Origin of the sequence: Roseateles sp. PN1 (genome assembly GCF_038419725.1) — a bacterium.
Taxonomy (GTDB): Bacteria; Pseudomonadota; Gammaproteobacteria; order Burkholderiales; family Burkholderiaceae_C; genus Paucibacter_A.
The window spans coordinates 536357-547698 of record NZ_JBCARA010000002.1 but is presented as its reverse complement, the minus strand read 5'-3'; the positions used below and the strand labels follow the sequence as shown (position 1 = coordinate 547698).

Here is an 11342-nt window from a genome sequence, read left to right as displayed (position 1 = left end):
GGCGCGTAGCTCAGCTGGTTAGAGCACCACCTTGACATGGTGGGGGTCGTTGGTTCGAGTCCAATCGCGCCTACCAATTTGTTTGAACTGACATCAGTTAGTTGCAAGCGAAGCGGTAGGCAAGGCCAAAAGAGATTGAGAAAGATGAAGGCGCGTAGCTCAGCTGGTTAGAGCACCACCTTGACATGGTGGGGGTCGTTGGTTCGAGTCCAATCGCGCCTACCAAATTTGGTAGGCGATACTTCAAAAGTGTCGTCCCTGACGATTAGCGAAAGCCCGGTAGATCAAGCGATCTGCCGGGCTTTTTGCATTTCCGGCCGGCTTCGGTATGCGGAGCCAAGCCCCGCACTCGGCAGGCCTTGCCCCTGCTGAAAGTCATCTTGCTGCGCCTGCGCGCATGGACTACCCTCGCCAGCTTTCGTAAACAAGGCATTGGCATGAAGTTTTTGCGACTGGCTCCCTTGGTGGGCATGATTTTTCTGGCGCATGGGGCGATTGGCGCCGAAGCAGTGGCTCCGGCCGCTGGTGTGCTGGGCACGGCTGCCGCAACCGCAACCGCAACCGCAGCTGCAGCTGCAGCTGCAGCCGCGAAGGTGCCCAATTCTGGGCTGGACCTGAGTGCCTTTGAGTCCAAGGTGCGGGCGCAGGATGATTTGTTCCGCGCCGCCAATGGCGCGTGGCTGAACACGGCCAGCATTCCTGCGGACAAATCGGCCTACGGCGCTTTTGAGCAATTGGCCGATAAGTCTGATGCGCAGGTGCGCGCCATCATCGAGGCTCTGAGCGCCAAGCCGCAAAAAGAGGGCAGCACTGAGCAAAAGATTGCCGCGTTCTACAGCAGCTATCTGGATCTGGCGGCCATCGACAAGGCCGGCCTGGCGCCTGCGCAAGCGCGGCTCGATAGCATCGCGGCTATCAAGTCCAAGGCCGATTTGGCCCAGTGGCTGGGCGGCGCGCAAGGTGTTTCCAATCTACCGGTCAATTTGTATGTGATGGCGGATCTGAAGCAGCCGACCATCAACCGCGCTCTGGCCATGCAAGGTGGCTTGGGTCTGCCTGACCGCGATTACTACCTCAAGGCCGACGCCAAGCTGGCGCAGGTGCGCAAGGCCTATCTGAGCTACTTGATCACCCTGGCCAAGTTGAGTGGCGAGGCTGCTCCTGATCAGGTGGCGGCTCAGGTGCTGGCGCTGGAAACACGCATTGCCAAGCTGCATTGGAGCAATGTCGCGAATCGCGATCCGGTCAAGACCTACAACCCGATGACGCCGGCGCAGCTGGCCAAGAAGGCGCCTGGCTTGGATTGGTCGGCGTTTCTGAAGGCTGGTCAGCTGGATGGCATTGATCGCCTATCGGTGACCCAACCCAGCGCCATCATCGGCCTGGCCGCATTGGTGAACACGGTGCCCCTGGCGCAATGGCAGCAGTATCTGAAGCTGCGCGTGCTGGACGAGAACGCGCGAGTCTTGCCGCAGGCCTTCCGTGAGGCGCATTTCGCTCTGCATGGCGCTGCCCTGACCGGCGCGAAAGAGCCCCTGCCGCGCTGGCAACAAGGCATCAACGATGTCAACCAGGCCTTGGGCGAGGCCTTGGGCCAGGTCTATGTGGCCGAGCATTTCCCGCCGGCCTACAAGGCGCGCATGCAGGAGTTGGTGGCCAATTTGATGGCGGCCTATCGCGACTCGATCGACGGTTTGAGCTGGATGACGCCTGCCACCAAGGCCGCGGCGCGCGAGAAGCTGTCCAAATATATGGTCAAGATCGGCTACCCCGACACCTGGCGTGATTACTCCGGGCTGGATGTGCGTGCGGGTGATGCTTTCGGCAACAGTGCCCGCTCGGCCGCATTCGAGTACCAGCGCATTGCGCAGCGCGCCGGCAAGCCGGTGGATCGCACGGAATGGGGCATGACGCCGCAGACCGTCAATGCCTACTACAACCCGACGCTCAACGAGATCGTGTTCCCGGCCGCCATCCTGCAGCCGCCGTTCTTTGATATGGCGGCGGATGATGCGGTGAATTACGGCGCCATCGGTGCGGTGATCGGTCATGAGATCAGTCACGGCTTTGACGACGAAGGCAGCCAGTTCGACGGTGACGGCGCCCTGCGCAATTGGTGGACGCCGGCCGACCGCAAGGCCTTTGATGCCATCGGCGCCAAGCTGGTCGCGCAGTACAGCAAGTACGAGCCGCTGCCGGGCAAGCAGCTCAATGGCAAGCTGACGCTGGGTGAGAATATTGCTGACTTGTCGGGCTTGCAGATCGCCTACAAGGCCTATCAGCGCAGCCTGAATGGCGAGCCGGCCGTGGTGCTGGACGGCATCGGCGGCGAGCAGCGCTTCTTCCTGGGCTGGGCGCAAGCTTGGCGCTACAAGGCGCGGGATGAAAAAGCCCTGCAATTGCTGACCACCGACCCGCATTCCCCGCCGAGCTTCCGCACCAACGGCGCTGCGATCAATAACGATGGCTTCCATCAGGCCTTCGGCACCAAGGAAGGCGACGCCATGTTCAAGCCTTCGGAACAGCGCATTCGTATCTGGTAATTCAGCTGGGGCTTGGATCCCCTGGGGTGCCATGAGGGTTGAGGCTCTCGGGTTCTGGCGCCCTGATAATGTCACCGCCCCCTTGCCGCAAGGCGTGGGGGCGATCTATTTGTGGGGCTGTGGCCGAGCGTTGATCCGCAGGGGTATTCCCCGCCAGGGCCTCAAAAGCGGGCTTTTAGAATGGCCCGAGCAAGCATTACAACAATTGGTCTGACAGACAAGGAGCTTTTCATGGCGACTGCCCGCAAAGGCAAGGCGGCGAATCCGGTCGAGGGCGATGCGGAGTCGGCCGCTGCGGTGCGGATATTGAAAAAGTATCCCAATCGCCGTCTCTACGACACCCAGACCAGCAGCTACATCACGCTGGCCGACGTCAAGAAAATGGTGCTCGAGGGCCAGAGCTTCGAGGTGCGCGATGCCAAGACCAGCGAGGACCTGACGCGCTCCATCTTGCTGCAGATCATTCTTGAAGAAGAAACCGGCGGCGTGCCCATGTTCAGCACCAGCTCGCTGGAGCAGATCATCCGCTTCTATGGCCATGCCATGCAGGGTGTGATGGGCGACTATCTGGAGCGCAATGTCAAAACCTTTGGCGAGTTGCAGTCGCGCTTTGCCGAGCAAAGCCAGGGCCTGGCCTTCAGCCCCGAGCTGTGGACGCAGTTCATGGGTGCGCAGTCGCCAGTGCTGCAAAACCTGATGGGCGGCTATGTGGAACAGAGCAAGAGCCTGCTGACGCAGATGCAAGAGCAGCTCAAAGAGCAGATGCAGCAAGCCGGCGCCATGTTCCCCGTGATACCAGGCATGCCGGGCTTTCCGCCCAAAAAATAGGCCTAGAGTCGAGCTTGGTGGCGCCGCGCGTCAGCGGGGCAGGGCGGAATGAGGGAAAATCGCAGGATGACTGCAATCCAAACTCCCAGCCCGCCGGCCACCAGCGCCCCCAAGATCGCTTTTGTGTCGCTCGGCTGCCCCAAGGCTCTGACCGATTCCGAGCTGATCCTGACCCAGCTCAGCGCCGAGGGCTACGAAACTTCCAAGTCCTTTGCGGGTGCCGATCTGGTGATCGTTAACACCTGCGGCTTTATTGACGACGCCGTCAAGGAAAGCCTGGACACCATCGGCGAAGCGCTGGCCGAGAATGGCAAGGTCATCGTCACCGGTTGCCTGGGCGCCAAAGCAGGTGCCACCAGCAGCGATGCCGGCAGCCTGGTGCGCGAGATGCACCCCAGCGTGCTGGCCGTGACCGGCCCCCATGCCACGCAAGAGGTGATGGACGCCGTCCACACCCATGTGCCCAAGCCGCACGACCCCTTTGTTGATCTGGTGCCTGCCTACGGCATCAAGCTCACACCCAAGCATTACGCCTATCTGAAGATCAGCGAGGGCTGCAACCACCGCTGCTCTTTCTGCATCATCCCCAGCATGCGTGGCGACCTGGTGTCGCGCCCAATCGGCGATGTGCTGAGCGAGGCCAAGGCCTTGTTCGTCTCAGGTGTCAAGGAATTGCTGGTGATCAGCCAGGACACCAGCGCCTACGGCGTGGACGTGAAGTACCGCACCGGCTTCTGGGACGGCAAGCCGGTCAAGACCCGCATGTATGACTTGGTCGCGCAGCTGGGCGAGATGGCCCGCGAGCATGGCGCCTGGGTGCGCTTGCACTACGTCTACCCCTATCCGCATGTGGACGAGGTGCTGCCCTTGATGGCTCAGGGCTTGATCCTGCCTTACCTCGACGTGCCACTGCAGCATGCGCACCCCGATGTGCTCAAGCGCATGAAGCGCCCGGCCAATGGTGAGAAGAATATGGAGCGCATCCTGCGCTGGCGCGAGACCTGCCCGGACATCGTGATCCGCTCCACCTTCATCGCCGGCTTCCCTGGCGAGACCGAAGAGGAATTCCAGTATCTGCTGGACTTCATGCAAGAAGCCCGCATCGACCGCGCTGGTTGCTTTGCCTACTCGCCGGTGGAAGGCGCTACGGCCAATGATCTGGCTGGCGCCTTGCCGCAAGAAGTGCGCGAAGAGCGTCAGGCCCGCTTCATGGCGGTGGCCGAGGCGGTGTCTATCGCCAAGCTGCGGTCGCGCATCGGTGCCACCATGCAAGTGCTGGTGGACTCGGCGCCGGCGCTGGGCCGCAAGGGTGGCGTGGGCCGCACTTATGCCGACGCCCCGGAGATCGACGGCACTGTGCGCATCCTGCCGCGCGAGAAGGCCAGCCGCATTCTCAAGGTCGGCGAATTCACCAAGGTGCGCATCGTCGCGGCCGAAGGGCATGACCTGATCGGTATGCCTGTCTGATGACTTTGCGGGACAGACCGATCGAGCGAAGCGAGTAGCCCTGTCCCCAACTGATTTCTTTGGGCTGGGTAAGGCAGGGCGGTTTGCACCAGTCGCATCGCTCTGCCCTCGGCAGATTGGGTAGAGAATCCACGGCGGGCTTTGGCCCGCTTTTTTGTTTTCACCGTGAGATCGATTCGTGAGCAAACGCGCCATTTCCACTGAGCAAATCCACCACCCTTATCGCGCCCCCGAAGGCTGGGATGCGCATCCGGTGGGCGTCTTCAAGGCCTCGACGGTCTTGTTCAAAAACACCGCCGATCTGCATCAGTACCGCCCGCGCGATGGCAAGAGCTACCGCTACGGCCTGCACGGCACGCCCACCAGCTACACCCTGGCCGCGCGCATTGCCACGCTTGAGAGCGCTGAGCATTGCTTGCTGGTGCCCAGTGGTTTGGCGGCGGTGACGCTGGTGAGCCTGGGTCTGCTGCGCCCGGGCGACGAGGTGCTGGTGCCTGATAACGTCTACGGCCAAAACCGCTATTTGAGCGAATCACTGCTGCCGCAGTTCGGCATTCACTATCGCTTCTACGATCCGCTGGATGCCGCCGGCTTCGAGGCCATGCTGAGCGAGAAAACCAAGCTGGTCTGGCTGGAGGCGGCCGGCTCCATCACCTTGGAATTCCCCGATCTGCTGGGTTTGATGGCTGCTTGCAAAAAGCACGGCGTGCTCACCGCGCTGGACAACACCTGGGGCTCGGGTGTCGCCTTCAACCCCTTCGAGATCGCACCTGGGGTGGGCGTGGACGTGTCCATGCAGGCCTTGACCAAGTACGCCTCGGGTGGCGCCGATGTGCTGATGGGTTCGGTCTGCACCCGCGATCTGGCCTTGCATGAGCGGCTCAACCATATGCACGAGCATCTGGGCTATGGCCTGGGCCAGAACGATGTGGAGTTGGTGCTGCGCGCCTTGCCGACCCTGGAGCTGCGTTACCGCGCCCAGGATGCCAGTACGCGTGCCTTGGCCGAGTGGATGCTGAGCCGCCCCGAGGTGGCGCAGGTTCTGCACCCGGCCTTGCCGGATTCGCCCGGTCATGCTTATTGGCAGCAGACCAGCAGCGCGGGCGCGGCCTGCTTGTTCTCGGTGATTTTCAAGCCCGAGTACAGCGCGGTTCAGGTCGATGCCTTTGTGGATGCGCTGAGTCTGTTTGGCATCGGCTATTCCTGGGCCGGGCCGATGAGCTTGGCCGTGCCCTATGACATGAGCCGGAGCCGCTCGCTGCCGTCCCGCCTGGCACCCGGCCGCGTGGTGCGCTTCGCCATCGGCTTGGAGGCGGCGGCGGATCTGCAGGCCGATCTGGCGCAGGCCTTGGCCGCCTTGGCGGGCTGATCCCTGCGGTGATGGGCAGGGTGGTGAATTGCTGTGCGCTAGGGTTGTAGCCCTAGCGCTGGCCCTGTTTTACGGGCCTTTTGATGCGTGCCGCATCAGTTGGCCCTTCTCGCGCTCCCAGTCCCGCTTCTTCTCGGTGTCGCGCTTGTCGTGCTCGGCCTTGCCCTTGGCCAGGCCGATTTCGGCTTTCACGTAGCTGCCCTGGAAGTGCAGATCTAGCGGCACCAGGGTGAAGCCCCGCTGCTCGATCTTGCCGATCAGGCGGCGGATGTCTTCCTTCTTCATCAGCAGCTTCTTGGTCCGGTCGGCCAAGGGGCTGATGTGGGTGGAGGCGGTGCGCAGCGCGTTGATGCGGCAGCCGATCAGGAATAGCTCGCCGCCTTTGATCATCACATAGCCATCGGTCAGCTGAACCTGGCCGGCACGGATGGCCTTGACCTCCCAGCCTTCCAGCACCACGCCGGCCTCGTACTTTTCGCTGATGAAGTAGTCGAAGCGGGCGCGGCGATTCTCGGCGATGGGCTTGGAGCTGACGGCGGGCTTGGCCTTGGGCGGCGGCCGGTTGGCGGTAGCGGATGTGGACATGAGACTCGGTTCTTTTTGGGCAGGCGGGTGCCAATACAATTCGTCCATTGTATGAAGCATGTAAAAAAATCCGTCCTCCTTTGGTACTCGCCGCGCGAGATGTATGAACTTGTGGTCGGCGTGGAACGCTATCCTGAGTTTTTGCCCTGGTGCGAGCGCGCCGAAGTGCTTGAGGACAAGGCCGAGCCGCAGGCCGATGGCATCTTGGTGGAAACCGTGATGGCCCGGTTGCATATGGCTTATGCGGGCGTGCGACATGCTTTCTCCACCCGCAACACCCACAGCCTGAATCGGCGTGTTGATATGCAATTGGTGGACGGGCCTTTTTCGATGCTCGAAGGGGGGTGGCAGTTTCTGCCGCTGAACAAGCCCGGCACCCTGACGAGTGCTTCGGATGCCGCGGAAGAGCAGGCCCTGGCCTGCAAGATCGAGTTCGAGTTGCGCTATGCCTTCTCTTCGGCGGCGCTGGAGGCTGTGGTCAGCCCCGTGTTTGACCGGGTGGCCAATACCCTGGTCGAGCGCTTTGTGCAGCGGGCCGAGGCTGTTTATGGCCCCCGCTGAGGTGGTTGCCCCCAACATCGCGGTCGAGTTGGTGTGGAGCCCGCGGGCTGGTGAGGTTCATCAGCGCCAATTGCTGGTGGCGCCCGGCAGCAGTGTGGAGCAGGCCTTGCGTACGTGCGTCGACTTTGCGCCGCAGCTGGTTCAGTTGGCGGAGTTGCGTGTCGGTGTGTGGGGGCGCATCAAGCCGCTGACAACCGTACTGCGTGAGAACGACCGCATTGAGATTTATCGCCCCTTGACCGTAGATCCGAAAGAAGCCCGGCGCCAGCGCTACAAAGCGCGTGGCCAGCGCATCGTGTCGCGGCATCGGCCCTTGGCGGGCAAGTCCAGCGCCTGAGTGGCGCGCTTTGCTGTCGATTCAGCGCGGATTTGGCGCGGCTGCTTGGCCGTAGCGCCTCAGGGCTTTTGAATCAGCGGCATTCGGAATTGGCGGCAGTGCGGGCGCGTTGCATTTCCAACTCGCGCTGCTGATCGTCCAGCACCACCGGCTCACCGCGCTCATTGCTGCGCGTCACCCGGATGCCGCTTTGCAGCAGGCTGAGGTTGTCTTGCGCGCTCTTGCAGTTGGCGCGGCGCTGCTCGGCTTGCCGGCGCTCCTCGTCCTTTTGCTTGGCCAGCGTTTCTTTTTCCTGCTGCTTATTCTTGGCCTGCTGCGCCAGCTCTTCTTTGCTCGGGCCGCTGGCTGCTTTGGCGGGCGGCAGGGCGGCGGCACTGGCAGCTTGACCATAGGGGACAACGTTCACCACGCTGCGCTTGGAGCTGGCAGGGCGCTGCAGGATGTCTGCTTCGGGCGTGCCATTGGGTGGGGGCAGGTCGCTGAACTGCATCTTGCCCGCGGGGTCGCGCCATTTCCACTGGGCAGCGGCCGGCGTCGCCAGGCTCAAAGCCAGGGCAAACAAGGCCGCACAACGGGCAATGGCAGTGATTTTTGGCATCGGGAACATGGGTTCAGTGTAGCGGCGCAGGGTCGGCGGGCATGGGTGTAAAAGCGTGACCAAGTCGGCATAAACAAGGCCTTGGCGCGGCGCGACTGGGCTGGCCTGCAGGGAAATTATTGGGTCGGCGCGCTGGCAATGCCCGGCCCTCCGTATAATGCCGCTTTGCGACTGGAGCTTCCCTCATGCGCCTTTTAGGAAAAGCGCTCACCTTCGACGACGTTTTGTTGGTGCCAGCGTTCTCCCACGTGTTGCCTCGCGACACCTCTCTTGCCACTCGGCTTTCCCGCAATATCCGCCTCAATCTGCCCCTGGTCTCTGCGGCCATGGACACGGTGACGGAAGCACGGTTGGCAATTGCCATCGCGCAAGAGGGTGGCATCGGCATCGTCCACAAAAACCTCACGGCCAAGCAGCAAGCCATCGAAGTGGCGCGCGTCAAGCGCTACGAGTCGGGCATTGTGCTGGAGCCTTTCACCATCACGCCCACGACCACCGTGCGCGAAGTGGTGGAGTTGCAGCGCCTGCATGGCGTCTCGGGCTTCCCGGTGCTGGACGGCAAGAAGGTGGTCGGCATCGTCACCGGCCGCGATGTGCGCTTCGAGACCCGCATGGATCTGGCCGTGAGCCAGATGATGACGCCGGCCGAGAAGCTCGTCACCGTCAAGGAAGGCGCTTCGCTGGAAGAGGCCAAGGCCTTGATGCACAAGCACAAGCTGGAGCGCGTGGTCGTTGTGAACGCGGCTTTCGAGTTGCGCGGCCTGATGACGGTCAAGGACATCACCAAGCAAACCAGCTTCCCCAACGCCGCCCGCGATGCCCAGGGCAAGCTGCGCGTCGGTGCTGCTGTCGGTTTCGGTGACGACACCGAAGAGCGCGTCACCATGCTGGTCAAGGCCGGTGTGGATGCCCTGATCGTTGACACCGCCCACGGCCACAGCGCTGGTGTGCTGGAGCGCGTGCGCTGGGTCAAGCAGACTTTCCCTGGCGTGGATGTGATCGGCGGCAATATCGCCACCGGCGCGGCTGCGCTGGCCCTGGTCGAGGCGGGCGCTGACGGCGTCAAGGTCGGTATCGGCCCCGGCTCGATCTGCACCACGCGTATCGTGGCCGGTGTGGGCGTGCCCCAGATCACCGCCATCGACAATGTTGCGACCGCTTTGCGCGGCACCGGCGTGCCGGTGATTGCCGACGGCGGCGTGCGCTTCTCGGGCGACTTGGCCAAGGCCATCGCTGCGGGTGCGGACTGCGTCATGATGGGTGGCGCTTTTGCCGGCACCGAAGAAGCGCCTGGCGACTTGATCCTGTACCAAGGCCGTAGCTACAAGAGCTACCGTGGCATGGGTTCGATGGGCGCGATGGCCAAGGGTTCGGCCGACCGCTACTTCCAGGACACCTCGGCCAACAATCCCAATACCTCCAAGCTGGTGCCCGAAGGCATCGAAGGCCAAGTGCCTTACAAGGGCTCGGTGGTGCAGGTGATTTTCCAGATGGCCGGTGGCCTGAAGGCGTCGATGCATTACTGCGGTTGCGCGACCATCGCCGACATGCAGGAGAAGGCCGAGTTCGTTGAGATCACCTCGGCGGGCATGCGCGAGAGCCATGTCCACGATGTGCAGATCACCAAGGAAGCGCCTAACTACCGGTCGGAGTGATCGTTAGCGTTGGAGCAATAGGGGCCTCGGCCCCTTTATTGCTTTCAGCGCCGACCATCCTTGCCAATTCCCAGGAGCACGAGTGAGCGACAGCGCGACGACAAGCAGCCCAGCCCCCGACGCGGGCCAGAGCCCAGGCAAGGGGCGGGCCGCCGGCATGGGCTTCATCATGGTGGCGGTGCTGATCGACATGATCTCCATCGGCCTGATCATTCCGGTGCTGCCGCCCTTGGTCGGCACCTTCACCAGCAACCAGGCCGATCACGCGTTCTGGTATGGCGCCGTGGCCCTGGCCTTTGGTTTGGCCAACTTCTTTGGCTCGCCCATTCTGGGCTCCTTGTCTGACCGTTTCGGGCGGCGGCCGGTCTTGCTGATCGGCTTCGCCGGCCTGGCGCTGAGCTTTTTTGGCACCGCCCTGGCCTCGGCCTTGTGGATGCTGATCGCAGTGCGTTTGGTCAGTGGCGCGATGCAGGCCAATGTGTCGGTGGCCAATGCCTATGTGGCAGATATTTCCAGCCCGGAAGAGCGTGCCAAGCGCTTTGGCATGTTGGGCGCGGCTTTCGGCATGGGCTTCATCCTGGGCCCGGTGATGGGCGGCATTCTGGGGGGCATCAACCTCCATCTGCCCTTTGTGGTGGCCGGGAGCTTGGCCGTTATCAACTGGTGCTACGGCTTTTTCATCCTGCCCGAATCGCTCAAGCCTGAACTGCGGCGGCCCTTCCTCTGGCGCAATGCCAACCCGCTGGGCGCACTGAAAAAGCTCAACAACCTCAAGGGCGTCGGCCCCTTGGTGTTGGTGATCGCGCTGAGTGGCCTGGCGCAAATGATTCTGCAAACCAGCTGGGTGCTTTACACCACCTTCAAGTTCGGCTGGGGCCCCAAGGAAAACGGCTGGTCGCTGTTTGCAGTGGGCGTGATGTCGGTGTTGGTGCAAGGGTTCTTGCTGCCCAAGCTGCTCAAGGCCTTCTCGACGCAGCGTTTGGTGGTGATGGGCTTGCTGTCCAGCGTGCTGACCAACTTTGTTTGGGGTGCGGCCTGGGAGGGCTGGATGATGTACGCCATCATCGGCTTCAATGTGCTGGGCTTTGCGGTCAGCGCAGCGATTCAAAGCCTGATTTCTAACGCGGCCAGCGCCACCAATCAGGGCGAGACCATGGGGGCGGTGTCCTCACTCAATAGCATGATGGCGGTGATGGCGCCCGTCATCGGTGCGGCCTTGCTGGGCTTGGTCTCGCATCTGCCCAAGGGGGATTGGCGCATCGGCGCGCCTTTCTATTTCTGCGCCGCGCTGCAGGCCCTGTCCTTGCTCTTTGCTTGGCAGCATTTCAGCCGATCCAAGGCCGCGGCTGAGTCAGCTTCGGCCGCCGCTTGAATTCGAATTTAGAGATAACAGAAGTAG

Annotated in this window: 10 protein-coding genes and 1 tRNA gene; 9 read left to right on the top strand and 2 right to left on the bottom strand. The window is 62.4% G+C overall.

Annotated elements, in window-relative coordinates; all coding sequences use genetic code 11:
* The first annotated feature begins 148 nt into the window (after positions 1 to 148).
* The 5 genes from AABB87_RS05065 (at position 149) to AABB87_RS05045 (ending at position 6207) form a co-directional block, all read left to right on the top strand.
* Positions 149 to 225 (top strand) — tRNA-Val (locus AABB87_RS05065).
* A 212-nt stretch (positions 226 to 437) separates the two neighbouring features.
* Positions 438 to 2543: a M13 family metallopeptidase gene (locus AABB87_RS05060; RefSeq protein ID WP_341970257.1), complete on the top strand. Its 2106-nt coding sequence runs from the start codon at positions 438 to 440 to the stop codon at positions 2541 to 2543.
* Between the two features lie 231 nt (positions 2544 to 2774).
* Positions 2775 to 3371, top strand: a complete 597-nt coding sequence (gene phaR / locus AABB87_RS05055; protein WP_341970256.1) for a polyhydroxyalkanoate synthesis repressor PhaR — start codon at positions 2775 to 2777, stop codon at positions 3369 to 3371.
* Between the two features lie 66 nt (positions 3372 to 3437).
* A complete protein-coding gene (gene rimO / locus AABB87_RS05050; RefSeq protein WP_341970255.1) occupies positions 3438 to 4838 on the top strand; it encodes a 30S ribosomal protein S12 methylthiotransferase RimO in 1401 nt (466 codons plus the stop codon).
* Between the two features lie 178 nt (positions 4839 to 5016).
* Positions 5017 to 6207, top strand: a complete 1191-nt coding sequence (locus tag AABB87_RS05045) for a PLP-dependent transferase (RefSeq protein WP_341970254.1) — start codon at positions 5017 to 5019, stop codon at positions 6205 to 6207.
* A gap of 69 nt (positions 6208 to 6276) precedes the next feature.
* Here AABB87_RS05045 and smpB read toward each other — a convergent pair whose 3' ends face one another.
* A complete protein-coding gene (smpB, locus tag AABB87_RS05040; protein ID WP_058720220.1) occupies positions 6277 to 6792 on the bottom strand; it encodes an SsrA-binding protein SmpB in 516 nt (171 codons plus the stop codon).
* A 51-nt stretch (positions 6793 to 6843) separates the two neighbouring features.
* Here smpB and AABB87_RS05035 point away from each other — a divergent pair, with 51 nt between their 5' ends.
* Together AABB87_RS05035 and AABB87_RS05030 are read left to right on the top strand one after the other, a co-directional pair.
* On the top strand, positions 6844 to 7353 hold the full coding sequence (locus AABB87_RS05035; protein ID WP_341970253.1) for a type II toxin-antitoxin system RatA family toxin: 510 nt from the start codon (positions 6844 to 6846) through the stop codon (positions 7351 to 7353).
* Positions 7340 to 7690: an RnfH family protein gene (locus AABB87_RS05030; RefSeq protein WP_341970252.1), complete on the top strand. Its 351-nt coding sequence runs from the start codon at positions 7340 to 7342 to the stop codon at positions 7688 to 7690. Before AABB87_RS05035 ends, AABB87_RS05030 begins: the two co-directional genes overlap by 14 nt.
* 73 nt (positions 7691 to 7763) lie before the next feature.
* On the opposite strand, the gene AABB87_RS05025 is transcribed toward AABB87_RS05030, so the two are convergent.
* Positions 7764 to 8288: a DUF4124 domain-containing protein gene (locus tag AABB87_RS05025; RefSeq protein WP_341970251.1), complete on the bottom strand. Its 525-nt coding sequence runs from the start codon at positions 8286 to 8288 to the stop codon at positions 7764 to 7766.
* Between the two features lie 185 nt (positions 8289 to 8473).
* Here AABB87_RS05025 and guaB point away from each other — a divergent pair, with 185 nt between their 5' ends.
* Together guaB and AABB87_RS05015 are read left to right on the top strand one after the other, a co-directional pair.
* A complete protein-coding gene (guaB, locus tag AABB87_RS05020) occupies positions 8474 to 9943 on the top strand; it encodes an IMP dehydrogenase (RefSeq protein ID WP_341970250.1) in 1470 nt (489 codons plus the stop codon).
* An 82-nt stretch (positions 9944 to 10025) separates the two neighbouring features.
* A complete protein-coding gene (locus AABB87_RS05015; protein WP_341970249.1) occupies positions 10026 to 11315 on the top strand; it encodes an MFS transporter in 1290 nt (429 codons plus the stop codon).
* The last annotated feature ends 27 nt before the right edge of the window (positions 11316 to 11342 follow it).

Excerpts from the sequence above, each read along its gene's own strand:
- AABB87_RS05030 (WP_341970252.1), top strand. The coding sequence starts at position 7,340 with ATGGCCCCCGCTGAGGTGGTTGCCCCCAACATCGCGGTCGAGTTGGTG.
- rimO (WP_341970255.1), top strand. The coding sequence starts at position 3,438 with ATGACTGCAATCCAAACTCCCAGCCCGCCGGCCACCAGCGCCCCCAAG.
- AABB87_RS05035 (WP_341970253.1), top strand. The coding sequence starts at position 6,844 with ATGAAGCATGTAAAAAAATCCGTCCTCCTTTGGTACTCGCCGCGCGAG.
- smpB (WP_058720220.1), bottom strand. The coding sequence starts at position 6,792 with ATGTCCACATCCGCTACCGCCAACCGGCCGCCGCCCAAGGCCAAGCCC.
- phaR (WP_341970256.1), top strand. The coding sequence starts at position 2,775 with ATGGCGACTGCCCGCAAAGGCAAGGCGGCGAATCCGGTCGAGGGCGAT.
- guaB (WP_341970250.1), top strand. The coding sequence starts at position 8,474 with ATGCGCCTTTTAGGAAAAGCGCTCACCTTCGACGACGTTTTGTTGGTG.
- AABB87_RS05060 (WP_341970257.1), top strand. The coding sequence starts at position 438 with ATGAAGTTTTTGCGACTGGCTCCCTTGGTGGGCATGATTTTTCTGGCG.
- AABB87_RS05025 (WP_341970251.1), bottom strand. The coding sequence starts at position 8,288 with ATGCCAAAAATCACTGCCATTGCCCGTTGTGCGGCCTTGTTTGCCCTG.